The organism is Flavihumibacter cheonanensis (assembly GCF_022352215.1).
In the GTDB taxonomy this organism is placed as follows: Bacteria; Bacteroidota; Bacteroidia; order Chitinophagales; family Chitinophagaceae; genus Flavihumibacter; species Flavihumibacter cheonanensis.
In genome coordinates, this window is record NZ_JAKRWF010000003.1 from 1 (window position 1) to 26330 (window position 26330).

A 26330-nucleotide genomic window follows, 5' to 3' on the forward strand; every position below is an offset into this window, starting at 1 on the left:
AAGTAAAAGCAACATCTGCCAACGAAGCGCCTGACACCTCTGCCACCACCTCCGTATTCGTTGAATCATACAAATACGATACCGGCTGATTACCACGCTTGGTCACCTGATCCAACACACTACTACCGCGCATCACCACACTCGCATCCAACTCATAACGGCTATCCTTCACTAACGAATTACCTGAAAGAGAAACTTGTGAATTTGAAACTGAGGGACTACTTAATGGAATTGTATACATTTTTTCAGGATGGACGAAAAGCGGAGTCGTAAGTCCATAGTTTTGCTGAATATATTGAGATGATATTAAAAATGTATTATTAAACTTTTGCTCTTCAATCAGTGCATTACGTCCACTAAGAATTAAATCAAAAATTGGTTTAAGTTCAGAACTTGCAGAATTTTTTGCAGCTGTAATATTTGATACGTATGTATTATTCGAATTTGTGTAATTTACCTTTCTACAATCAATATAATTTCTTCTAATTATAAACAAATTAGCATAATGATTTTTTAATGCTAAACCTTTACATTCTTGAGTAGTACAAGCTGCATTTGCAGCAGTATAGTTTGCATTTTCATTATTTATTGCAGTATTGTATTCGGAAGCACATGTAGTTAAGCTTAAATTAGTTGAAGGTTGCAAGTCACTTGAATACCTATACGTTGATTTTATATTTTCCCCTTTTGAATTGGTTTGTGTAACCGATGTTGGATAATTGTGCCATTTACTAGAATATTCTGTTACTACTGTATTTATCAATACTTGATTACCAGCGGCAAATTTTGTTAATATCTCAGTCGACTTTGTTTTCTTTTGTGATCTAATTTCATATGTTGTTTTTGTAATAAATGTAGACGGAGGTAAAGGATGATATGTAATTATTCCAGGGGTAAATATTTCTGAAACTTGATATTCCGGAATGATGGTTCGGTCTTCCAAAATATTTCCAGAATTATCAAAACTGGCAACATACTTCAACTCACCTCTTTTAAAATCCATAGGTGGGGGCGCTTCTGGATAGTTCGGAATAGTTAAACTACATGCATCCATAGGATTAACATTCCTGGTAACTACATCACGGTAGTCAAAGTCCCAAAAATTAGAACCATAAAATCGATAAATCTGGTACCCATTACCGTTCTTGGATACTTTTACCTCATTATAACCTATATGCTGTCCTTGTGAATGCTCCATTGGTCGTATTGGAGCAGCAGAGACAAAATAATCTCGTTCAGCACCAAAATCACAAGATTCACAACCATTGCTACTACACGGATTTAATTCGTATGATATAAATCCATTTGGCAATACCTTTGGAACATAGATATTATTATCATTTCTGATAACCTGAACATATGTAGGACGCATATAAAGAATGCCACTTGATTTAGCTCCATCCATATAGGAGTAATCCGTAATTATCTCACTACCGGGTTTATCTGATATTTTAGTCGATTTGACTCTCAAGCCGCCTACGATTTCATCGGTTTCGTATTGATAAGGAACCATTTCAAAAAGATTAATAGAGCAACCTTCAGGAGCAGTTCTATTTGACATGACTAAGTATAAATAATACTGGCCGGGGGGAACATCAAAGGTCAGATTATTACTCCTGGTATTGTTATTAACATTTACCTGGTATAAAATTTGATTGGACAAATTCTTCAAATAAACAGTCGCTGATGCATTAGTAGTTTGAAAAGGGCTGCTGAGACTAATAGTCAACTTATAGGCATTAGCTGTCAAAGTCAAATTGGGACTCGTATAACTGGGCACATAAGTACCGTCGAATCCTATCCCTTTACTGTGTCTAATGGTTTGATTATATTTATTGAAACTTACCCAAGTTCGATGAGGTTCCATCTCATATTCATGTGTGCCTCCAGTGGGGAATTTAATCTTCTTAAGACTTCCTCCTCGCATGGCTGGCCAGTTTGGATCCCGGTTAGCCATAGGAACTTCAGTATATTTATTTAGTGTATAGCTTGCTATTAACGTATTATTGTTAGTTTGACCATTGTAATAACCCCAATGATCTTGACCAAATGATAATCTCCGAGGCACTTTTTCTGTAAAATATTCGAAAGTATAGGGTGGAAGGTTAATCAAATTATCGCAACTGGATTCCTTAATTGTGTCAAGTCGTAATCTATACCGATCAGTATTTATATTATGGTTGGAAATAGTTCCATTTAATGGGCTGGTCGCATCATAAAAATAACTATATAGAAACTTAAACTTTTTACATAGTGTATTATCAATCGATTTTATTTCAATTTCACTCAATGTTTTAGCTGATACATTTGGTTCATCATCATTAACACCATTGGAAGCAGTACCTGCTAAATCAATTCTTGTTTGCCCAGGAATGAAATTAATGGAACCGCTTGTCCATGTTATCTTTTTTACTCTCACCCCACTAACAATATTCTTAACAAGTGCATATTCTTTCTTTGTTGAAGAATTTAATTCCCGTTTATTAAGGGACAACATAGCTATTGTTGGATATGAGTAGCTTTCAACTTCATATTCAAATGAAACTTGAAATAAGCCATCCTGTGTTTGTATCTTATTCAAATACCACGAAGAAGTAGCTGCAGTAGGATTCATTCCACCAGTGGCTGTCCAGGGATTGGTTCTCTCTACAGGATCAACATCACCTGATGCAGGAGTAGCACCAAAATAATATTTTAGTCCATCTGGTGTGGTAAATATAAATGCGTCGATACTTTTATTAAAACCAGGCTCATATACATACTCAATTTTTAGGTCCTGCTCCGGAAGAAGAATTGGCATTCGTTCCTCACCAAAAATAAATTTACCCGAATAATTACCAAATGAGAAAGTGAACATATCTGGTTCTCCATCACAGCGACCAGCATCCAAATCTCCAATAGTAGCCCCTGTTAATACGTCAGAAAAACCTAGGTAATTATGATAACCATAATTGGTAAAATGAGATCCAAGATTATTGTTTGCAGCTGGACCAGAACCAGTAAATGCTTCATCTGGTATTCCCTGTACAGTACGACTAACAACACCTCCCGTATTTAAAGCCCATCCTGCCCCAACCCAACTTGCAGGTTCCATAACCTTTAAGCCACCTGCATGATAATTTAATGATATGGGCAATTGAATGGGGCCCTCTTTAATTGTGAAAACAGGAAAACCAATTTGAGGCAAACCACTATGAAGATTAACTGGAGCATCTATAAATTTTCCAAGTGAAGCGGCATTTGGAGAAGCAATACTTACTTCATTAAAGGGATTTGTTTGTGAGTAAGAGATTAAAACACAGCAAAGCATTAGCAATAGCAAAAAAAACTTTTTTGACATTCCAGTAGATATTAACAGTTGATAACTATATGAGTAGGATTAAACAGAATTGAATCAAAACTGAATTTATCTACCAGATACACCGAATCACAACTTGAATTAAAACTTTCAAGTGAAGAGTAGGTTTAATCAGATTAGAAGTATCAGCAGTTTCTGTTTCGATTACGAAAGAAGAAAATGTTTGCTTAAAAAACAACCCGTTAAAACACGGTATTTTTTTCTAAAGAATTTAGCATCTGAAAATCAGCCTCAGAACAAATTGATTTTCAATATTCGTTTTGCACTAGAAGAAAAAATAATCACAAGAAGGGAATTCAATTATTACACCAACAGGCGTTTGCTAGGTACGAATAGGTAAAATATTACAGAATAGATTAATGCAACTGGAGCAGCAAGATAAACAAACTTCGTTTATACTAAGTTTTTTAGATGAGGATATGACTAGGCCAAGCAGAATCTGTTTGAACAACCTAATCAAATTATTAAACGCTGAAACATATACCAATGTTGCATTACAGCCTATCCAATTTTCACACCACAAAAGATGCCCGATCAAATGATCGGGCATTCGCACATCCAAACTAACGGTTAACCTTTAACCGTAACCTGACTTACAGCGCTGGCAACGGCACCTGCTACACCGATATAACCGGCGATGGTGCTGACGATTGCGGGCAGCGTGATGGGCGCAGCCAAAATGGCGGCACTGACTGAAGCCAGTACCAATCCAATGTTGCGCAGTTTCAAAAAGAAACTGGGCGTTTCGGCATTGGCGCGACCTATAATAGAGAGCCTGTCTATTTCGTGCTGTTTCATAGTATATTTAATTTTACGGGTTCTTCATCGGATATGGATTTAAAAACGAGGCGCATCAAAACCTTGAATGCACGGGCGGATCCTTTTCCCTTACCCGGTGCCGTTAGTTCTGTTACCGGAGCTATGCAACCTTTGAGCTCTTTGGCTGCATGGTTGGCACGGTGGATCAGAATCAGCGTACGATCGGGAACACCTTTCACCAGCAGGTGAAACCGGTGCTTTTCGCTGTATCGCTCCACCAACTGATAACGACCTTCGGGTATACAGGATACCATTCTACGGTTATCCTGCCAGGGCAGTTCAATGGTATAACATACCAGGCTGTTGTTACAGACCAGGATGCCGTTTGTTCCCAACGGATGATATTCACGATATAAGAACAGTTCCATGATTAAAGGACTTTATCCAGGATGGTTCTGTTCTTCGGCAGGTCTTCTGCCACCGCACGGATGGTTGTTCCCGGCAGGCTGGCATTGGACTGTGTAACCGTATAACTGAAATCAAGCCCGTTTGCATTGGGTGTGGCTGCACCTTCTTCCAGTACTGCTCCGGTTGAATCCAAAATGCTGATCCGAACCGAATCAATAAAGAAATTATCGATGGCACGTACCGTGATGATGTTTCCCGGGTTGCCGGCATAGGCTTCGGTATTGAGGTTGGACAATTCCGGGCCTTTGTAAGCATCGTTGAAGGCGACATTAAAAGCCGACTGACCGGGTCTGGCTGCTGCCTGGTAATCGAGCTTCAATGCAGGATCCTGGATAGCAGCTTTTGCGTAAATCACCGACTCACGAAATTTCAACTGCACAGCTTCCTGTGCTGGTGTTGGAACCCGATTGGGATTTTTGCTGGGGCGGTTCGCCAGGAAGGTACGTTCGCCACTGGTACGGAGCACCAATTGTTTGCCTACGGCTCCACTGAAGCCGCGGGCGAGGATATTGTTTTTGTTTCTTGCCATTGTTTTGGTTTTTAATAGGATTTTTAAATAGGAACCTAACCTTTTTGTTAGCTTTTTGTAACCTATTTGTAACCTGATGGAAACCTCATGGTAACCTCTTGGTAACGTCGGGGTTAGGTCTGACTAACTTCAGATCAGGCTAAGTGAAAAAAAACCGGAGTGACAACAAGGGGTCGTTCCTCCCCTACTGCCAAACGACAGCCACCGGTTGGAGAATCAGAACCTGAACCAGGTTTTATTGCAGGATATCGAGCTGGTTTAAAAAGTTTTTATAAAAGCTATAACCGATGGGAATCTGCAGATCTCCCAGGATAACGCGTTTACGTTCTACATGCGTGATCCGGCTAAGCGAGATGATAAATTTTCTATGTACTCTGAAAAAGCCATGGGGTAATAAAACGGCTTCCAATTTGATGATGGGGGTATGCAGCAGATAGTTTTTGGTAGTGGTTTTAAGCTGACTGTATTCACCGGTGGCCTCCACCAGAATTATATCTGCCGGATTGATTCGGATTATTTTATGCTGATAGCTAATGAAGATATCCTTACGCATACTTAAAACTAAGAACCGCATAGAAATTTTCAAACCGTTAAATCACCCATTTTAAAGCGGGACACGGTAAGACTTAGTGGTTTTGTTGCAGGGCCAGTCCATTGCCTCCACTACTATTCTACAACCTTCAATTGCCCTGTTCTCTTTCAATACGGTATAAACCCAATCTTGAAATCTATCGGTTGGTAATGCATAACCAGTTTCAATCAGATCGCCATTCCTGTCGTAAATAGTGATCTGCACACTCGCAACAGCGGTATCATCAAATACGACAATCGGAATTTCATCATTTTGCTGACCGGTATAGTGATTCCAGCCAACAGCAACAATATTGGGGGCCATCATGCTATCCAGGAGGGCGGTTTCAAAAAGAGAATAACCAGGTTTACGCAGCATGCGGTACAAGGTTCTGAAAAAAGAATCTTTAGTTGCTTGTTTCGCATACCGCATTCTTCTTACAAAATTATAGTTGTTGTGGCGGAATTTGGGGGCTTTAACTTTGTACATAGGAACTGTTTTGGTTTAACAGTATCAAGTATAAAGCAATGCTTTGTTCATTTCCAAATGAAGTACCGTGAGTAATAAAATAGCTACCCTGAACGAATCAAACTGAGCCATCAACCAAAAATCGAAACAGTCAAAAAATCATCCTTAGTACTCAACTAATCCAATGGTGCATGCAGCGCAAGCAGTCTTTTTGGATAAATAAACTTACCTGATTGGATAATACTTTACTTTTTATGCCGCTTGCGCCATTCGTTTGGGGATAAGCCGTATTGCTTTTTAAAGGCTTTCAAAAAACCAGTTAAATAGGCATAACCTGCCTCCCTGAATAATTCAGAAGAAGGGAGATCGGTATTTTCCAGTTGCTCGCGCGCCCATTTCAGGCGTATTAATACCTGCTGATCAAATGGACTGGTACCATAATATTTTTTATAACCTTTTTTAAGCGTGCTTTCACTAATGCCGGTGAGTTCGGCCAGTTCAGCCAATGAATAAAACCTATCTCTGCTGGCATGGTGGATGATGTCATGGGCTGCTTTAATAGGTTCCGGAATGGCGGATCTGCCTGAATTAGAATTTTCCTGTATGGATAGGAAGTAAAAGAAGAGCAGATCCCTCACCACTTTTTCATAGTAGAGATCCAGCAGCAATTCATTGTATTCATTGGAAAGAAACTCATCCAGCAGCAGTTTCATAGCAGCTGGAAACGGAAGGATGAGCGCCGATTTATCTGGCAAGCTTAGCTGTTCAAATGGGTTGTTGCTGTTACTGGCTACAACCAGGATAATGGCATGTTCCTCTTCAAATAGCTGTAAGGATTGCGGAGCACTGGATAGGCAGGTATAATAACCTTTAGAAAGCGTAGCAGATGGCCCGGAACCAACGTCAAAAGCAATTTTACCATCCAGTACGAAAAGCATGAAGTAGTTGAAAGCAGGGAAATCCCATTTCAATTCAACTGATTTAGCGAGTTCAAAATCGATATAGGAAATTGCAAATGAAGAATTTACATACTGCTGTATATAGATTGTACCATTAAATGCGGATGCATGCCCGAATTGGGTACCTCGAATACGGGAACCCGTAAAAAAATCCGGTTCGCGTTTGAAAAACCGAATCGGACCAAGATCGCTATGTGAAAATTTGCCGACCAATGAAAAGATAAGGTTTAGAAAAAATAACCAAAATGGTCAAATAAATAAAGTGTGGGCGCAGGAAGATTAAATTTTTATTATTTTATCCGCCAAACCCTAGCCCATTCATGCCGTTGATTGATACCCATATTCCCTACAAACTGGAGATATCCAATATGCTACCCCCTAACTTTCCGGGGTGTAGGCTTGTGGAACACCCAATTTGTACCTATTGGTTTGACGATGGCTACCTGACCATGCAGGAAATAAATTCGGAAGATTACACCCTCTCCTATCATACACTCTGCTCTAAGCATAGCTTTCCCTACCGATGCAAACTGGACCCTTTGCAGGAGACAATTATATTTTGTATTACCGGGACATCTATCCTATCCATAAATAGCAATCAGGAAACTAAAATTTCAGCTAATCAATGGTTAAGGGTACAGGACGCTAGCAGCATTAATTGGAACAATACAAATAAAACATTGGTAGAAGTAATTTTTCTTCAATACAAGGGAAATTTATTGAAAGAAATGAAGGGTTTATTTCAGACCTTATATAAGGAAAACAACAATGATACTTATGGAGGCGCATATTACACGCCACTTGAATCAAGAGAATATATTCTGCAGATATTAAAATGCAAACTCGAATCTGAATTACGAAGGCATTTCATAGACAATAAAGTGGGAGATATTTTGTTTAACCTGCTAGTTAATTTAAACGGGCATAACCCTATCCAAGACTATAACCAGGAGGATTATGAAAAAATTCAACAGGTAGAGCGACTCCTGTCAGAGGATTTATTACAACAGCGAACTTTACAGTCTTTGGCAGATGAAATAGGTATGGGCCTAACCAAATTCAAGCAATTGTTTAAAGCAATTTACCATCATACACCCGCAGATTATCAACGAAAATTAAGGCTGGCAAAAGCAACAGAGTATCTTTTAAGTGGCTATTCTGTAAAAGAATCAGCTTATAAATCTGGTTGGCGACCACCTGTTTTTATTGAAGCATTTAAAGAAGTATATAACACCACTCCCGGGAAATTCAAAAAAGAACGGCGTAGTGGTTAAAAATGACGGAATCTGTAATAAATCCGACTTCTAGCGACATTCATAAATAAAATATTATAGGATTATTACAGGAACTTTATTTCACGTTGCAACGGCAGGGAAATTGCTGAAAACCTGAATAAAAGAGTAGGCATAATCATTAAATTTTATGTTTATGAAATTGTATCTGCTGGCCTTTGTGGCCATTCTCACAGGTGGTATTCTGGCGTTTTCACCAGCTAAGGAAAAGCCATATACCCAAACTTTCAAATACACTGGACCAAGTGTTAATCCAGATTATCTGGATCCTGACAATTGGAGTACAAGTGACTTAGAAGAATGCGAATCTGAAGGTCAAATTAAATGCCTGGTTTCGCCTAAATCAAGCTCAGTAGTCACTATCATGGATTTGGTAGATGAAATAGGAGATAATGGATTTGCGAACATTAACACACTTGATACTCGGTCATAAATAGAAGGCTGCCGACATTTTCGGCAGCCTTTTACTTATCTTGGATTTTGAACTATTTTCGATAGAGCAATTACATCTTCAGGAATTGCCAATGCATATCTTAAATCATTAGGAGGTAATACGATTTCTTCTCCATTTATTAATCTCTTCATGATAATTCCAGCCCCCAAAACATTTAATCGTTTAATATCCATAAATCGAAGACCTCGCATGAGCAACTCCTTTCTTCTTTCCTGTAAAATATCTGCAATCAAATTTTCCTTATTGGTAAATACATAAGGAATGAACTGATCAGTTTGAATTCTATGCAGCAAAAACTGGTTTAATCCTTCAACTGCTTCGGATGAATTATCCAAACGAGCTGCCGACTCTATTTTCATTAATAAAACTTCAGCAGCTGTTATTCCAGCAAAATTTGAATTATTGTTGTATGATCCCTTGTAGGTAAACTGATTACCTAAGGGAATAAAAAAAGCATATTTTCTTATATCACTGTCAGAATAACTCCTTACCAGATTTGTATCAATAAATGAGTACTGCGGATTGGTTAACCCAAGAATGGATCCATATTCAAAAATCACCTCTTTATTAAAGTTTTGAAATGGTTTATCTGCGGTAACATTTACTTCAGAAGGGTTATTATAGTCTAGCAAGTCTGATTTAAGGGACCAGGCCATCGCCGAATACTTATAACAGCTATCGTATTGATTCATGGAGAGAAACATCCTGGCCAATAATGCCATTGCTGCAGGCTTTGAAGCCCGATAGACATGCTGAGGAGTTATTGGCAAGTACTCAATTGCCCTGTAAGCATCTTGGACTATTTGTTGGTAAGTTTGTTCTAAATTAGAGCGCCCCACCTCCTCATTAAAATTAGTACCGGTTCTTAATGGCAAACCTAATTGGGATGTGGCATTTGCTTTCTGATAAGCCAATGCCCAGGTCCAAACCGCCTGTAAATAATGATGTGCTCTTACAAAATAAGCCTGGCCTTTTACATTCCTATATTCCTGACCATTATCTTTAAATTCATCTACTTTTTCCAATACCGCATTCGCACGGAAAATATTATCATAACAGTAGGCCCAATCATTACCCGTCAATCCATAACGTGGATATATATTTTCTGGAGCCCATCTATACATGTTCCGATCCTCTTCAGCAATCTGAGTCCAGAAATCCGGATTTAAATAATAATTATCTGCTGATGTTTCCAGCGATCCTATTCCAAATCTGCTAACATATAGGCTCCTATCCAATATTGCCTGACAATCCTCCAATGAGTTCATCGCACTAAGTTTCTCATCTGGCTTTTCATCCAAATATTTTGAACAGGAGGCAAAGACTAATGAGAGTGAGAATAAAATGATGTATTTCATAGTCAATTAGTTTAACGGTTAACACGAATACCCAAGGTATAGGCCCTGGCAGGTCTGATATCCTGAAAATCTGGGTCCACATCAAAGTTGGTTTTCTTCCAAATCAAACCAAGATTAGAGCCGATTGCAAAAATCTCCATTGAGGAAAACAACTTGTTTGTTCGAATTTTCGGACTATAATTCAGGTTCACCAGTTGCAATCGAATATTATCAGCCCTGGATACCAGAACTTCAGATCGTTGGTAAAAAGCATCCTGCCGGGTATTGGCCGGATAGGTAAATGCCGGAACAAAGGTGTTTAGTTCATCTCCCGGTTCCTGCCAGCGAAGCGAAAAATCCGAATGGCCAATATTCTGATTAAACAATTGATAATAGTTCAGTGAGTTTTTCCTGAAGTAATAATTAAACCGATACAATATAGTAGCTCCCACCGAAAACCGACCGAAATGAAAGGTATTGGTTAAGGCACCATACGTTGGGGGAACATCTCGTCCATGGTAACGTAATTGATCCACCGGATAGCGGGAATTGGTAATAGAACTGTAATTGTTAGAAACTTTGCCATCCAAATACCCAAGTGGTTTTCCAGTTTCAGGGTCCAAACCCGCCCATTGATAGGAATAAATGGCATAAAGAGGACGCTCTAAAATACCACCTACTCCACCTTCACTTACCAGCGTATTTGAACTACGTGGGTTGTAAAATTCCTTTAGTTTATCCTTTGCAACATTTACAAGAAGAGAACTGGTCCAGCTAAAGTTTCTATTTTTGATATTTACTGAATTCAAGGAAATATCCACTCCCCTGGTAACAAGCCTTCCCGCATTTCGGATAATGGTAGGCCTGTTCAGGCCCGCGGTATAATCGATGGGAACTCGAACCAGTAGATCTTTCGCATTTTTATTGAAATATTCAATACTACCGGTTACCCGATCATTCTTTGAACGAAAACTGAGTCCAATATTGGTTTGACCCACTTTTTCCCAACGCAAATCAGGATTGGCAAAACGATCAAAATCAGCTTCCGGTGTTCCCAAAAATTGATTGGTTGAGACATATCGGATGGTTGTAACACCAGCTTGTGAGGGATCAATATTTCCGGAATAGCCGTAGGTCAGGTTTAATCGCAGATAAGGGAGCAAATCGAACTTGTAAAAATTCTCGCGACTCAACTCCCAGCCAAAACCTGCTGACCATAATGGATTCCATTTATTATTGGTATTAACTCCAAACAAATTAGAAGCATCCTGCCTTGCACTGGCCGTGAGAAAGTATCTGTCTTTATAGTTATAACCCAGGTTGGTATAAACAGAAACAAATCGGTTATTAAATCTGTCTATGACCCTGCCATCCGGTATAAAATTCGAGAATCCTGTAACAAAACTAGGCCATGCACTAGCCAAATCTATATTGGTGACACCCAGATTATTAGAATTGAATCCATATAACCTGTTCCCGTCTAAGGCTGTTATTACCTGGCGAACTTCCGTACCTCCAATCCAGCTAATCGAAGAATTGCCAATCTGCCTGGAAAAATTAAGCTGAACTCTACCTGAATGATGATACAATGAAGAAGTACGTCTATCCATGATTCCACCAATTGGCACTTTATGAACCACCTGACCTGTATTATAATCTAACTGAGAAAATCTATTAATAAGATCTCTGGCAAAAAAGCTTTGCTGAGTATATTCCGTTTGATTATCACCCATCTGGTGTTCAAAGCGGTATTTAACATCAACATTCAGTCCTGGCAAGATATCATACCGTATTCCCAGGTTTAATAGGATTGAATTCGTCAGGTTCCTGTTATTAACAAACCGGTGATCATTCAAAGCATAGTAGTGCCAGTCAAGGAGCTTTCCACCTCCTACGGTATCCAGAAAAGACAAACGGTAGGTATTTCGAACCGGTATAGGGTTACCAGCTTCGTCAGCAAAACGGGTATAGGGTTCTAATTGCCCAACCGCCGTTGCAATAGAGCCATAAGCTGGGTTTCCATTGCTGGTTTGAATATTGAAATAATTCATACCCGTAGAAATAGTCAGTCGCTTTCCTATCAGAAAATTATTCACCAGATTTAAGGTAAGTCGCCGGTAGGGTTGGTTTAGTTCTGATTTGTTATAATCAAAGCCCGTAGAAAAAAGCCAATTCATTTGTTTATCACCACCCGACATACTGATGGAATACTGTTGGTTGAAGGCTGGCTGATAAAAATGTTTCCTATACTCATCACGAATATCCCTTCTGCGGAGTGCATCAATTTGTGCTGCGGAATCTGCGGCTGAAATCAAACCATTTCTCCGTTTGAACAGTATTTCATATGCTTCCGAAAAAGCAGGTTTATTTATTGAAGCAGTATCCGCGAATCGAAATCTTCTGCTAAATAGGAATAATTCTGTATCCACAAAGTCGGAGGAAGAAATCAGTGGGATGGTTGATAAATCCGGTTCTTCTACCAGGGTGAGGTTGGCAGCGAAATTCACTTTGGTTTCCTGGTTAAACCGGGCTTTTTTGGTATTGATCACAATAACACCGTTACCTGCCCTTGCTCCCCAGATAGAAGCGGCTGCGGCATCTTTCAAAACAGTTATTGACTCAATATCATTCGGATTGATGTTATTAATATCTCCCTCATAGGGAAAATTATCCAACACGACCAATGGATCCCGGGAAGCCTGAATACTGCTTAATCCCCGGATGGTGATGTCAAGCCTTTTGGTTGTGGCATTGGTTCGCTTGGAATCAAACAATACCCCATTGGTAATACCCCGCATGCGTTCCAGGATATTGGGGCCAGCCTGCTTATTTAACTGGGTATTGTTGAGCTGGGTAAAGGAACCTGTAGCTCTTTCGCCTGGCAACACTTGATACCCCGTATTTAAATTCACCACCACATCTTCGAGTTCACTGGGCCTTGGCTGAAGTCTGATAATGAGTTCCGATTGGTCCGACACAACCAGTTCTTTTCTTTCATACCCAATATTGGTAATAATGAGGACAGCTGCTTTATCCGGTACAAGTAAACTAAACCGGCCCTCTTTATCAGTGCTAACCATTTTACCACTAGCCTTAATTTGGATAGTAGCACCGGAAAGCGGTTGTCCTTTTTCATCCAGCACAATGCCATTGATTTCAATAGGAATAACAGGAGCTGGAGGAGGAACAGGACTTATCTCTTTTTCTTTAATTATAACATATTGATTGGCAATTTTAAATTGAAGGGGTTGATTGGCCAACGCCATTTCCAGCACCACCTGAAGTGGTTGTTGTTTTACCTCAATCGTTATTGGCTTTGCATTGCGAATGGTTTCTTCGGTATATATAAAGCGATAACCTGTTTGTTTACGCAACTCTGTAAAAAAAGTAACCAGAGAAGCATTTTCCATTTTCAGGGACAGTTGTTGCCCATAACCGTGGGCGAAACCATTGAGTACACAGAATAAGGTTAAGATAATCGTTAACCGCATACATTTAGAGTTTAGATTAAATGCAGGGGTGCTGGAAATGGCAATGCCATCTAGTATGAATTTTTTCATACCTTTAGTCAGTTTTGGTTAATTAATAAAATCCTTCCAGGGATTCAATCAGCAAGATTGTACTGATAATTGGCCATTCTTCAACCGCTTCGTCCGCAATACGAAGCGGTTTTTTTAGCCTGTTTTTTAAAGCATAGGCAATCTATTTTTAGGGTTTAACAATGATTTTTCCTTCTTTGTATTCAAACCTTACTTTACCCGTCATTTGAAGTAGTTCCAGCAGTCCGTCTGCCGGTAGGTTTCTTTCAATACTGGCTGTAAACCGATCGTTTATTTTACCAGAGAATTCCACCTCTACATTGTACCATCTTTTCACCTCTTCCATAATTTCTTCTATAGAAGCATTTTCGAATTCAAACCAGCCATTTTTCCAGGCCAGAACCAGTTCTTCATTTGGCCTGGCAACTTGCAACTGGCTCGATTTAAGCGTTGCCATTTGTCCGGGCACTAATTTTTCATTAATGCCAGCATTTTTAGTGGCCGATAATTGAATAGCTCCTTCCTGCAAAAACACTTTAGGTAAGTGATCAAAAGAATTCAGGTTAACATTGAAACGGGTACCCAGTACTTCTACCTGAAGGTCCCGGGAACGAACAATAAACTTTCTGGAAGGATCTTTTTTAACATCAAAAAAAAGCTCTCCGGAAACGTCCACCACCCGTTCATTTTGATTCATAACAGACAGAAATTGGATACTGCTTTCCGCGTTTAACCAAACCAGTGAACCATCGGGCAACTGCAATTGAAATTGAGCACCCCTGGGCACCCGGATGGTATGCAGTTCGGCAGTACCAGAACCAGGTCTATACCGCATAAAACCATTTACAGTATCTATTTCCAAACCTGAACCAGCCAGTACCTGTTGGGGAAGGCTATCCAGGGAATAGGTAGCACCATTCTGGATGGAAATGGTAGCCTTATGTTCAGCAGGGGTTAAGGAAGCCAATTGATTTATTGAGTTGGGGGGAGCTGTTGGATCTGGTTGAGCATAGATCCAATACAGCAATACCGCCAAAAGAACAAGTGCAGCAGCAGCCAAAGGTGCCAGCCACTTTCGGATTGGTTTAACCGGGGTGGCTGGCTGATGGAACTGCAGTTTTTCACGAATTTTTTCTATAGCAAGGGCGCTATTATATGATTTTCGTTCTTCGATACCTTGTTCTTGAAACTTAGGATCAATCAATTCCAGAAAAGTATCCTCATTCATTTCATTTTCACAGATCCAATCATCCAGTTCATCCCTTTCTTTTTCGGAAAGGGTATTGCGCACATAGCCTGCTATCAGGTAGGCAATGCGTTGCGCTTTATCCAGGGGCGGTTGATCATTCCCGTTATTTCCAAAATGCATGATTGGTCTATTTAAACAGACAGACAGCTACAATAAGATACTCAATAATTTTTGAAAGCGTAAGCCTGTATCCTATATAATAACATAACGCATAAAAAAGACCAAAACCGACATAAATAAATTTGTCTGGAAGGATTTTTTGAGGTAGTCAAGCCCTATTTTTTTCTGGTTTTTGACCGTAGAGACAGAGAGGTTGAGTTCTTCGGCAATTTCTTTAACCGATTGACCTTCGATGTAGAGTTTGGAAAGTATTTTGGAACATTGAGGGGGGAGGGATTCAATTAGCTGGTGGAGGGATTCAAATAATTCAGAACGAATCATGGCATTCAGTACATGATCCTCAGTTGATTCGGAAGTATAACTCCATTCCTGGTGCAGGTTTTCCCGTTTTTGTTTTTCCTTGAGCCATTGCAGGCAGCTATTCCGGATTGCTTTATAACAGTAGCGCTTCAATTCTGCAGGACTGCCAAGTTTTGCCCGATGCTTAAAAACAGCAAGGAAAGCTTCTGAAACCAGGCTTTCGCTCTCTGCAGGTTCATTTATAAGGTGGTTGGCGAACTGACAGAAGGAAGGATAATATGCTTTGAAGAAGAAGGTGAAGCCCCTCTCCTCGCCCTTTTGAAAGGAAATCCAGTGGTCATATTGAAGATCTTCTTGCATTCGGTATTCATGCTTCCTCCTACCAAATATAAAAAGAAATTCAATAATGTGTACTATAACCCACTTTTTAAACAGGCGCTTTATTGGACTTTTCAACTATGTCCAACAAACGTTTTGAGAAAGAATTAATACTGTTCGGCAAACGCATTAAAGCGTTGCGGAAGGAGCTGGATATTTCTCAATTGGACCTGGAATTACGCACTGGAATCAATAGAGCAGAAATTAGTAGAATAGAAAATGGCCTTAATAATATAGAGTTTCTTACAATCGTAAAACTAGCGGTAGCTCTAAAGGTTGAATTGGTAGAATTATTTACTGATAAGGAAGAAGAGGAGGAGGAATGATATGAAACCTCAACCTATTATAGTATTATTTAAAGACTGTCAATTTCATCAGGGGAGTACAGCAGTTCAGTTGTTACCTAAAGCTCCATATACAAATAAGAATACGATTTCTGAATTTCAGATAAAGAAAAACTTAATCGATCAAATAAATTACCTGAGAATTCAGAATTGCATTCTCAAAAAGCTGCTTTTATCGAAAGGAAAAAAACCTACTGACTTGAATATTTCTCGAGCAGTTTAAGTAGTTGCATATTCTGCGCTCTTAAATATTCAACTTCCTCCTTTAAAGCTCCAACCTCTTTATCGTGATAATGGTAGTTTTGTTCTTCGATGTTATTATTGAAAGCGTTACTACCAGAATTGAATGTTGAACCAGTAAAAGTAATTATTGGGGCTGATTCAGATAACAAATCATTTATCGCAACATTATAAAACTCCGCCAGTTTTTGAGCCTGATCAGCGGTGAGTGCTTTGGGATTTCGTTCCAACCGACTGTATGAATTCTGACTAATATTCAGGACTTCAGCCAGTTCTTCCTGTTTGTACCCATGGAGGTCGCGAAGTATTTTTAATGTAGTAGTAGACATAGATAAGATTTAAGGAACAACAAATTTGGATAAAATTCTCAAAACTTGATTATCGTAATCCAAAATCAGCCCTCAATTTAGCAATTCCGCAAAAATTCTCACTAGCAAGATTGTACAACCGAAAGGAATTATGTTTTCCTAACACAAATCTGTTGTACATGAAATACCTTTTATTACTGCAAATATGCCTGACAGTGGCATTGCAGAGTCGTGCTCAATCTGACAGCAAAATCAAACCGCTGAACCTGGGAGAACAGGTTCCCAATATAAAATTTGAATTTGTAGCTAATGGATCCTTTAAATCAACGAGCATAGAGGATCACCGTGGTAAATGGTTAATCCTGGGCTTTTGGAGCATGTATTGCCCACCCTGCATTAAGAATTTCCCAAACATGGATTCCCTTCAGCAGGAATTCAAGAATAGCCTAACCATCATGCTGGTGAATATTGATAATTCAGTCAGTTCAGAGGAAGTCATTTGTAGTTTTCTGAGTAAGTGGGAACATCGCAATAAACGCAAACTAAACCTCCCGACTATATATAAAGACAGCATTGCAAGAATCTTGTTCAATTGCGAATATGCGCCACATTATGCCTGGATAACCCCAGAGGGCAAATTGCTGGCATTAACCGGAACTGATGAAATAAACCGGAAACAAATAATAAATGTACTGGAAAATGAAAAAACACAATTAAACATTAAAAACGATGTGGATATAAAACACCCACTTTTCGCCAAAGAAATTTTACCAATGGAACAGTTACTGCAGCATTCGGTATTTATTAAAGGATATTATCATGGACTGGGAGATAGTAGGTATTCTTTTGGACCAGGTGAAAAACCCTATGGCTTAAATATAGCCAATCAGTCTTTGTTAACAATTGTAAAGGAAGTTGCACATAGAATGGATAATTCCATTACAGAAAACCGGATAATTATTGATACGGACAATGAAAAGAACCAATTAACCAGGGATAGCATTTTTGAAGATCTAAACACTTCCATATACAGTTTAGGAGTATTGGTACCCAAAAACCAACCGGAATCTTTGTTTCCATCCATTTTTGAAACAATCAACCGTTATACAGATTATAGCGTGCTTTTGGAAACAAGGAAGGTGCCCTGTTATGCGCTAGTATATACCGGTAAAAAAGGGGCTCTCAGATCAGATGGGTCAAGTTCAAAATCAACCTTATACAGTTTAAAGAATCCATATCTGCAGAATGGCAGTATAGAAAAAATTGTCAAGATTCTAAATCAGGTTCCGGAATTTAAGCTGCCTGTGGTAAATCAAACGGGCATATCCTTCAATGTGGATCTGTATTTTGACAGACCGCTTCGCGAATTAAATGTAATTGCCGAAGAATTGCGTAAATACAATCTGGAATTAAGACCATCCAGTGCACAATTAAAAGTACTGGTCATCCGAAGAAAATAGTATAATCAATAAAAATGTTTAGTTACATCGCCCAGGCAAGCGAATGGACCGGCACCCCCATTGCCGGAAATCAACCCACAGGTAAAAAATAACCGGCACGAATCTGACATCGCCCGGTTACCATTTTTCTCATGTGTGAAAGTGGTGTTTTTAGTTTTACCCACTTTGAAAATCCCCGATTCTTCGGGGATTTGTTAATTAAAAACATAAATGCTAAATTCTGCTCTTGATCAAATAAAATTAGATGGAAAATTCAAAAGCATATTTATTTGGTGCGGGTGCAGCCATTGCATGGGGTGGTCCCACAACATCAGAACTTACAGAATTAATAAGAAATGTAGGATTTAAATGCACAGATAATGAAACAACAATAACTGAATTCTTGTATAATACTCTTAGTGACAAAAAAAAGGATGTAAACTTTGAAATGATTATTAGTGCAATTGAAGAATTAGCTTCCTTTCACGCAAAGAGTCAGAATAATTCTCAGCCTTCAATTATTGGCAGCTTGTTTGAATCAAAATATGATTCAGAAATATTAAATTTTGACCTCCCAAAAACAAAAAACAATCCTAATTGGAGATTAAATATTCCGAAAGGAAAACTATTTGAATATTCAAGAAGTAATTCACAAAATAGCAATCCTGAAGTTTACTATTTTCAATATTTATTAAATGTATTAATTACTTCAATTAATAATGAAATTATTAGGTATTCTTATAAATACCAAATGGGACTAAATAATCCAGAAAATATTACTCAAATCTCTAAATTATTTCTACAATGGGCGCAATTTCATGAAAAATTGACTGGGTTGCGATATTATACACTTAACTACGATCACCTCTACATTCACTTATTAAAGTATAATTCTATAGAGCTATTTAATGGATTCCAAACAAACAATTTTAACCCTAATTCCGATAACAAGCCCAATGTAAAAGCGATAATAGATAATACCTATAGAAATTTTCAATATAATCTACACGGTTCAATCTATTGGAAAGTTAAACATATAGATGAACGTGGATATACAAATCCAGAAATTTTTCAACACGACTATCCATGTTTACCAATAAATAATACTTCCACAACAATTGAAATTGAAAAAGAACGATCAATATTTATTTCTCCAATAATAACAGGATATCAAAAAGTCCAAAAATCTATGATTAGCCCGTTTAAACAAATGCAAGCCGCATTTGATAGGGATTTATGCAATGTAGAGCAGTTGTATATTATAGGATACTCATTTGGTGACGAACATATTAACCAAGCAATATTGACTGGATTAAGACATAACAAATCTTTGAAATTAAAAATAATAGATCCGTATTTCTTGAAGAATAACATTGATGAAAAAGTCTTCAAAACACTATTATTGAATAGAAATAGTGAGTTGACTCATCCAATTTCAAACAGAGAACATAATATTCATTACTACGTAAATAATAAGCATATTGCTTATACGATGACATTTGAAGAATTCATGAAGTGGGAATTAGATAACGGAATAGAATAAATTTCCTAAAACAAAATAAACTACCATACTTCACTTATTTATTACTTCGTAATGATCGCAATCTAAATAAAATTAAGCATCTGTAAGCTATTACCGCAATTTTAAATATTTTGAATTAAACCCATAACTATCATACATAGACAAATCACCATTCTCCTCAACTACAAAATATTGTCCCTTATTGTCCAGATCAAGATATATAGTTTTACCATCTTTTTTTACTCTTTTTATTGACGTTGCCAAATTACTAGGTTTGGGATCATACAGAGAAATTAATTCTAGCACAAATCCCTCCACCTTATCATTACGAATTCGTATAATCGCATCACCTGGTATGCCATCATCCATCCAAAGGCCAACGTAGTCAGTAACATTCCCCAATCCGGATCGGATCTTCCTTTCATCTTCTATTGATTTCCCAATAATTCTAACCTTTATTTCCGGATTATAATCAACGGCTGCCCAAGGCCCATTTCTTTCCTGCATTTCAGGCAGCAGAAAAAACACCACTCCTCTATCTGAAACAGCATCTATATCTGATTTTACTTTGTTGGCTATTTCCATTAATTGAATATCCGGCAATTTTTCATAGATCCGAACAGAAACATTAAAAGCACGTTTGTTGTTTAATTCAATATTGATTACAGAATATGCTGCAACCACTGTTTGATATTCAGAAGATGTTGATTCAGTATCATTCACTTTATCTTTCCGAAAAACATTGTAATACAAGAATATCAGGCCAACTAACAGCAGTACTAAAACGGAATAATCTGTTTTTTGTGATTCCTTTTTATTTACGGTTCCCTTAGACACTTTGTTTTATGAATTTTATTTTTACAATAACCAATATTACCTAAATACCCCTTTCCTACTTTACGGTATCCCGTAAAAACTCGTCCACATCTTATAGTATTTTTAGTTGCCATTAAAATTGGTTGATCAAAGGCAAAAAAATCAGCCCCCTTGTATATTAATGGATATTTTTTCATATATTAAAAATTCCGATTCTGATTTTGCCATTTAAACCCAAACCTCTTCTATGAATCTTCAAGAAATTCTCCTGAAGTACGATACGGTTGTACTTGACCAGATTTCATCAGACAAGGTAGACGAAGCTATTAACCTTAGACTCCCCCAACCTGTAATCGTTCAGGAAATCGTCTCAGCCTTAAGTTCACAATCCTATATCTCCGATAAAATCCTATATAGCCGCCCTCCTACCTACGCCATCCTGAATACCATTTTACAATCTCCCGGCTATTTGTCTGATGTGGAAGGCTTTAAAGCCAGGGTATTAGAAAACACCGCCTCCTTGAAAGAGTCAGCAAAATCCAACAAGAAGACCCAGGAGAAATACCCCCAGCTTTATATTAAAATCCTAAAAAAGGCATGGGAAAACGATGGCGTTATTGACCACAGTGAAGCCCATATCCTGGAACTCGTTAAGGAAGAATTGGGCATCTGGGATAGAGAACACTTTGTCCTTATGCACGATGAATCTATCCTCAATAATTGGGACCTGGAACACGAATACTATGTTGCCAGAAACCATTTACTAAGCACCGGTATATTATTGGCGGTTGATAGTTCCTATGTTATTGCAGAAGAAGTAGCAGTCCGTATTAAAAAGGTTTTTGGCATTGAAATTACCGATAATGCCTTCAAGCGATTATTGAATACACTTAGTAAAGAAGAACTTGCTTTTGCACTTGGCAGCTTTAATTTAAACATAAGTGGTTCTAAAGACCAGCTAATTGAGCGCCTGATGAATAGCTTAATCCCGCCCACTGAAATCCTGAACACCTATAGCCTTGAATCCCTGAGAGACGTCTGCCGAAGGAATAATATTTCCAGCAGTGGGGTAAAAAATATTGTAATCGCCAACATTATTGAATTCTTTGATACAGATTCCGATTTAAAAGAAAAGGTTATTGAAGTACCCCAATCCATAATTCCAAAGGAACCAGAACTCCGGGAAATGGACCCTGAGACCTATTCAAGAATCCTCTTAAACTTAACCGGCCAGCAATTATACGACGTCATGTATAAAAATGAATTGATGGTTAGCGGCACCAAGGAGGAAAAGGTTAAACGTATTGTAGAGAGTAACTGGTCAGAACGTTCCATTTTAAGCCAGTTGAGAAAAGAAGACCTTGCCCAACTTTGTCGTAAACTGATGCTTCATAGTACAGGCGCAAAACAGGAACTGGTTGACCGGATTATCGATTATGTTCCAACGGTCATTACAAATCAACATATTCCATTCACAGCTGGCGAATCTGCAATTGACCTGCCCATTGCACCTCCTCTTCCAACCAGTGAAATTAGTATTCACCAGGAAATACAGGAGCAGGTACCATTACCAACCAACTGGGATGAGGTAAATGAAAAATACCCTGAGCTGGATCACAGTGAAAAAGTAGTACTTGCAATTCTAAAAGACGCCAAATCAATTACAGAGCAGGACATAGAGCGTATCGTTGCCAAACACCGGCTAGGCTGGTTCCTGCATAAAGCTAACATGGCAGAACTGATTGCCAAAATGAAACGCTTCGGAAAAAAGATTGTCCAGATTAAAAGCATCCAGAATGCAAACATCTACCAGTGGGTAGGTAGCGAAATATTGGATGACAATGTCCTGGAGCGCAAATCTGCACGCGATATTATTGATGCCCTGCGCCACGGAGTAGTACCGAATCACAATTTGGCAATGCTGGCTGTAGGGCAACCCACTGTTAGGACACATTTATCAGAATTATTGGCCGAAGTAGCAGCTGAGAAATCGCACTTTAAATTTATTCGGGGACAGTATGGTTCCGGTAAAACTTTTCTGTGTAGCTGGTTGAAAGAATATGCTCTGGATCAGGAATATGCCGTATCCTTCATCAATATCGGGCACGATCAACCACTATCTGACCTTCCTATTTTCTTTTCCGGCCTAATAGCGGGGCTAAGAACACCCGAAAAAGTGGATTCCAGTGCCCTGGTAGATATCCTGGAGTCCTGGCTCCTGAATATTTATACCAAGACTGCCAAAATCGAACAGCTATCGCCTGATAGTCCAGCCAATCAGGAAAAGCTAAATCAGATAGTTGATCGGACGATTGAATCAGAACTAGCGAACCTAAATGATATCGAACCTGGCTTCCCACAAGCTCTTAGGGCATTTTACGAAGGAAAGGTAAGTGGCAATATGGAGCTGGTTTCAAATGCAGTTTCCTGGATTACCGGCAGCCGATCACTTTCAGCACAGGCTTTACGGGAAATTGGGGTAAAGGGTAACCTGGAAGCAAATAATGTATTTCCCCGGATGAGAGCCTTACTTAAAATTATAAGTGGTGCCAGATATAAAGGGCTGTTATTACTGGTGGATGAATTGGAATTGATCCGGAAATTTCCACATGCCCGGCAGCGGGAACAGGCACTTGAAACACTCCGCCTGCTAATTGATGAAGCCGGTAGGAATGCACTACCGGGCTGCTTACTGGTATTCACTGGCACAGATGAATTCTTCGAAGACGAACGATACGGCTTAAAAAGCTATGAAGCTTTATCAGAAAGAGTCATGTCCAGGGTCGATCACCACTTTGTCAGCATGCGCCAGCCTATAATTCGTCTGGAGGCCCTGAATAAAGAAAGATTAAGCGACGTCTTGCTCAAAGTGAGAGATCTATATGGGAATGCTTATAATTGGGATGCCCGGCAGTTTGCAGATGATGAAACAATATCAGAATTGCTGAACGACTGGACCATGTCTGGCGATGAAGTGGTGGACAGGAAGCCACGTCCGGTTCTCCGGGAATTTATTCAGATGCTTGATCTTTGTGAAGAGAACAGAGGGGTATCGCTTGCCCAGTTTCTCAAAAAGGATACTGTAATATCACCATCTTACACATCCGTAAACTAGAAAGTTCAGCCAATGACACATAAATTGCATCCCCGCCTGCAGGAATTTGTGGCGGATAAATGGCGCGGTGGATTAACAGAAATTCAACAACAGGCATTTGACCCGATTTATAATCGCCAGGACTGCGTTATAGAAGCTCCTACTGCCGGAGGCAAGACAGAAGCAGTCTTATTTCCCTTATTATCCAGGATAGCAAGAAATAAGAATACAGGCATTAAAGTATTGTATATCGCTCCACTAAAAGCCTTGCTGAATGATTTGGCTATTCGGGTTTGTGATTATTCCAAAAAATGTTACCTCGAAGCCTTTAAATGGCATGGTGATGTAAGTCAAACCGATAAGATCAAGCAGATGTTGTTTCCCTCCGACATTTTACTCACCACACCAGAATCCCTGGAAGCGATCTTGCTGCGTAGGGCAAACTGGACAGACGTATTTGCAAGCCTGGAAACAATAGTAATTGACGAAGCCCACTATTTTGCCTTGACTGAAAGAGGATCACATTTGGTGAGCCTGATGGAAAGATTGACATACCCCCTTGACCACCCTGTTCAGCGAATCGCGATTACAGCCACTATTGGTAATCCGGAGGAATTAATGGATTGGTTACAACCTCACAGAAAAGGAATTGCCATTAAAGTCGTAACCAAGAAGCAAAAGGAAAAAAATTTTCAGATCAAGTTCTTTAAAAATGATGGAGAAGGGATGGATGTGGCTGTTTACAATGAATTGGTAAAGCACAAATCAATTGTTTTTTCCCGATCCAGAACATTTACTGAAGAACTGGCGGGAAAACTGAATCAGATTAATGAATTGCAAGGAAACAAGTACCCATTTAAAGTAAGAACGCACCATTCATCCGTAAGTAAATTCATGAGAGAAGAGGCAGAACGATTAATAAAAATAGATAAGGGAGAAGGTGACCTAAATGCAATAATATCAACTTCAACTCTTGAACTAGGGATTGATATAGGAGAACTCGACAAAGTAATACAGATTGAAGGTCTGGCTAGTGCAGGTTCATTTTTACAACGGGTAGGCAGGACAGGCCGGAGAGAAGGGAAGCCGCAATATTTTCTGGGTTTTTGCAGCGATGAGCAAGACCTACTGCTATTAATTGCCAGTGTTAATCTAGGGTTGAAGGGGATTTCTGAAAATGTATTGTTTCCTAAAAAAGCATTCCATATACTAGCGCATCAGATTATTTGCTTAACACTCCAGAAACAAGGCATAACACCGGACAAAAGCTGGGAAATTTTGAAAAATGCATACTGTTTCTCTTCGATTTCCCGGTCAGAATTTGATGAATTAATTGCCAATATGATTCAAACCGATTATTTGCGGAAAGTGGGTGCTGATTTATTGGTTACCGGCGATCAAACTGAGGCGGAATTTCTAAAAATGAACTACAGGCGGCTATTTGCAATTTTTGACAGTGGCCCAATGTATGAAGTGGTAAATGGGAAGAATGTTATAGGAACATTGGACATAGCATTTGCCAAAACGCTGACAGCACCCTTTGTATTTATATTAGGGGGGAAAGAATGGCAGGCAAAGGAAATTGATCATGAAATGCAGCGGATCAAAGCTGTGGAAAACAAATCTGGCATCGCTCCAAAGTGGGTAACCTACCATGGCTCGGATGTTCCTTACGAAGTGGCTCAAGAGGTTGGAAGAATATTACACTCCCAGGAGGAATTATACTTCCTTGATCGGGATGCCAAATTGGTCTTAAAACATTTTCGGAATAGTGTTTCTGATATAGGCTGGCAGCCCGGAACCTGGGTCATTCAAGACTCAGAAGAAGGATTGAACACAATTCTATGGACCTATTGTGGCGATAAAATAAACCGGGCTATTGCAAAAATGGCCCTTGTACTGGAGGGAGTTGAACTTAGGGTTACTTACCAATACTTATCACTAGAGAAAGAAAACAACCGTGAATATTTTGATTGGCAGCAATTCATTGAAAAACTAAAAACCCTTACAGAAGAAGAAATGACCAACTTAACAAAGAATCATGTGAAAGCATCCTGGTTCTCAAAGTTTAGCAACTGTCTGTCAGAAGATATAGCCAGGAAAACAATTATTGAGAGATCTATGGATTATCAGGGCCTATTCATAAAACTTAATAAAATAAATAATTATGGTTGAAACTCAGTATTCAGTAATTATAGCATTGACCTCATCATTAGGTACGGTTATTTTATCAAAAATAGCCGATGTTCTTCTAACAAATAGACAATTCAAACAGCAACTTTATAAGATATATTTTGAGAGGAAAATAACAGCATCTGAACAAATAATGGGAGCCTTAAATATTATGGTTGGAGTTCTCTGGAAAAGTAAAAATATATTCGCTCATCTTTCAAAATCAGAAAATAGCATAAATACTGAAGAAGATCCTTCAATAGAAGAAAAGCTAAATGAATTGAATAATCATATGGAGAAATTCAATTCATCATACGAATATATTATTGCAGTAATTCCATATTATTATGACTTTGAAGACATTACACAACAATTAATAGACGCCCATGATAGAATTCTTTCAATAACAGAACAATTTAAAATTTCAAATATTGAAAATGATTCTGAAACTCAACAAAATTCCGGAAATATCTATAATGAATTAAGCATCCAATATAATGAAATGATTGAAATATTAAATTCAGCAATGAAAAGAATACGTCATGATGCAAAAAATTTTGAACTCCATTAATTTGAATTCTCAGAAAAGAGTACCAAGAGTTAAAAATTTAAGT

The 26330-nt window shown here is 38.7% G+C and carries 22 protein-coding genes; 8 read left to right on the plus strand and 14 right to left on the minus strand.

The window, feature by feature from the left end; translation table 11 throughout:
* The 7 genes from MD536_RS13885 to MD536_RS13915 form a co-directional block, all read right to left on the minus strand.
* A partial coding sequence (locus tag MD536_RS13885; RefSeq protein ID WP_239601175.1) for a hypothetical protein occupies window positions 1-3340 on the minus strand: 3340 nt, incomplete at its 3' end.
* Window positions 3341-3928: 588 nt separating this feature from the next.
* Entirely contained in the window at window positions 3929-4156 is a 228-nt protein-coding gene (locus tag MD536_RS13890; protein WP_234864721.1) for a hypothetical protein, read from the minus strand.
* Window positions 4153-4545: a DUF5675 family protein gene (locus MD536_RS13895; protein ID WP_239601177.1), complete on the minus strand. Its 393-nt coding sequence runs from the start codon at window positions 4543-4545 to the stop codon at window positions 4153-4155. The genes MD536_RS13890 and MD536_RS13895 overlap by 4 nt, the downstream gene beginning before the upstream one ends.
* 2 nt (window positions 4546-4547) lie before the next feature.
* The gene (locus MD536_RS13900; RefSeq protein WP_239601179.1) at window positions 4548-5114 is read right to left on the minus strand and encodes a hypothetical protein; all 567 of its coding nucleotides are present in this window, start codon (window positions 5112-5114) and stop codon (window positions 4548-4550) included.
* Window positions 5115-5349: 235 nt separating this feature from the next.
* Complete coding sequence (locus MD536_RS13905) at window positions 5350-5667, minus strand: LytR/AlgR family response regulator transcription factor (RefSeq protein WP_239601180.1); 318 nt, start codon at window positions 5665-5667, stop codon at window positions 5350-5352.
* A 51-nt stretch (window positions 5668-5718) separates the two neighbouring features.
* A complete protein-coding gene (locus tag MD536_RS13910; RefSeq protein ID WP_239601182.1) occupies window positions 5719-6174 on the minus strand; it encodes a hypothetical protein in 456 nt (151 codons plus the stop codon).
* A gap of 224 nt (window positions 6175-6398) precedes the next feature.
* Complete coding sequence (locus MD536_RS13915; RefSeq protein WP_239601184.1) at window positions 6399-7325, minus strand: helix-turn-helix domain-containing protein; 927 nt, start codon at window positions 7323-7325, stop codon at window positions 6399-6401.
* A 326-nt stretch (window positions 7326-7651) separates the two neighbouring features.
* On the opposite strand from MD536_RS13915, the gene MD536_RS13920 reads away from it, so the two are divergent.
* Complete coding sequence (locus MD536_RS13920; RefSeq protein WP_239601186.1) at window positions 7652-8386, plus strand: helix-turn-helix domain-containing protein; 735 nt, start codon at window positions 7652-7654, stop codon at window positions 8384-8386.
* Window positions 8387-8540: 154 nt separating this feature from the next.
* Window positions 8541-8837, plus strand: a complete 297-nt coding sequence (locus MD536_RS13925; RefSeq protein WP_239601188.1) for a hypothetical protein — start codon at window positions 8541-8543, stop codon at window positions 8835-8837.
* A gap of 35 nt (window positions 8838-8872) precedes the next feature.
* Here the strand turns inward: MD536_RS13925 and MD536_RS13930 are convergent, their stop codons facing one another.
* From MD536_RS13930 to MD536_RS13945, 4 genes are all read right to left on the minus strand, one after another.
* Window positions 8873-10216 (minus strand): RagB/SusD family nutrient uptake outer membrane protein, encoded by a 1344-nt coding sequence (locus MD536_RS13930; protein WP_239601191.1) that lies wholly within the window; start codon window positions 10214-10216, stop codon window positions 8873-8875.
* 11 nt (window positions 10217-10227) lie between these two features.
* Window positions 10228-13755, minus strand: a complete 3528-nt coding sequence (locus MD536_RS13935) for a SusC/RagA family TonB-linked outer membrane protein (protein ID WP_239601199.1) — start codon at window positions 13753-13755, stop codon at window positions 10228-10230.
* A 148-nt stretch (window positions 13756-13903) separates the two neighbouring features.
* Entirely contained in the window at window positions 13904-15103 is a 1200-nt protein-coding gene (locus tag MD536_RS13940; protein ID WP_239601201.1) for a FecR family protein, read from the minus strand.
* 72 nt (window positions 15104-15175) lie between these two features.
* On the minus strand, window positions 15176-15763 hold the full coding sequence (locus MD536_RS13945) for an RNA polymerase sigma factor (RefSeq protein ID WP_239601202.1): 588 nt from the start codon (window positions 15761-15763) through the stop codon (window positions 15176-15178).
* Window positions 15764-15861: 98 nt separating this feature from the next.
* Here MD536_RS13945 and MD536_RS13950 point away from each other — a divergent pair, with 98 nt between their 5' ends.
* Window positions 15862-16107 (plus strand): helix-turn-helix domain-containing protein, encoded by a 246-nt coding sequence (locus tag MD536_RS13950; protein ID WP_239601204.1) that lies wholly within the window; start codon window positions 15862-15864, stop codon window positions 16105-16107.
* A gap of 209 nt (window positions 16108-16316) precedes the next feature.
* On the opposite strand, the gene MD536_RS13955 is transcribed toward MD536_RS13950, so the two are convergent.
* On the minus strand, window positions 16317-16694 hold the full coding sequence (locus tag MD536_RS13955; protein WP_239601206.1) for a helix-turn-helix domain-containing protein: 378 nt from the start codon (window positions 16692-16694) through the stop codon (window positions 16317-16319).
* Between the two features lie 158 nt (window positions 16695-16852).
* Here MD536_RS13955 and MD536_RS13960 point away from each other — a divergent pair, with 158 nt between their 5' ends.
* Both MD536_RS13960 and MD536_RS13965 read left to right on the plus strand, forming a co-directional pair.
* Entirely contained in the window at window positions 16853-18133 is a 1281-nt protein-coding gene (locus MD536_RS13960; protein ID WP_239601208.1) for a TlpA family protein disulfide reductase, read from the plus strand.
* A gap of 244 nt (window positions 18134-18377) precedes the next feature.
* Entirely contained in the window at window positions 18378-19655 is a 1278-nt protein-coding gene (locus MD536_RS13965; RefSeq protein WP_239601209.1) for an SIR2 family protein, read from the plus strand.
* Window positions 19656-19745: 90 nt separating this feature from the next.
* Here the strand turns inward: MD536_RS13965 and MD536_RS13970 are convergent, their stop codons facing one another.
* Both MD536_RS13970 and MD536_RS13975 read right to left on the minus strand, forming a co-directional pair.
* Window positions 19746-20471: a hypothetical protein gene (locus tag MD536_RS13970; protein ID WP_239601211.1), complete on the minus strand. Its 726-nt coding sequence runs from the start codon at window positions 20469-20471 to the stop codon at window positions 19746-19748.
* The gene (locus MD536_RS13975; RefSeq protein WP_239601213.1) at window positions 20453-20647 is read right to left on the minus strand and encodes a hypothetical protein; all 195 of its coding nucleotides are present in this window, start codon (window positions 20645-20647) and stop codon (window positions 20453-20455) included. The genes MD536_RS13970 and MD536_RS13975 overlap by 19 nt, the downstream gene beginning before the upstream one ends.
* A gap of 50 nt (window positions 20648-20697) precedes the next feature.
* On the opposite strand from MD536_RS13975, the gene MD536_RS13980 reads away from it, so the two are divergent.
* The 3 genes from MD536_RS13980 to MD536_RS13990 are packed head-to-tail and all read left to right on the plus strand — an operon-like array spanning window position 20698 to window position 26287.
* Window positions 20698-23565 (plus strand): BREX system ATP-binding domain-containing protein, encoded by a 2868-nt coding sequence (locus tag MD536_RS13980; protein ID WP_239601215.1) that lies wholly within the window; start codon window positions 20698-20700, stop codon window positions 23563-23565.
* Between the two features lie 12 nt (window positions 23566-23577).
* Entirely contained in the window at window positions 23578-25719 is a 2142-nt protein-coding gene (locus MD536_RS13985; protein ID WP_239601217.1) for a DEAD/DEAH box helicase, read from the plus strand.
* The gene (locus MD536_RS13990; protein ID WP_239601218.1) at window positions 25712-26287 is read left to right on the plus strand and encodes a hypothetical protein; all 576 of its coding nucleotides are present in this window, start codon (window positions 25712-25714) and stop codon (window positions 26285-26287) included. The genes MD536_RS13985 and MD536_RS13990 overlap by 8 nt, the downstream gene beginning before the upstream one ends.
* The last annotated feature ends 43 nt before the right edge of the window (window positions 26288-26330 follow it).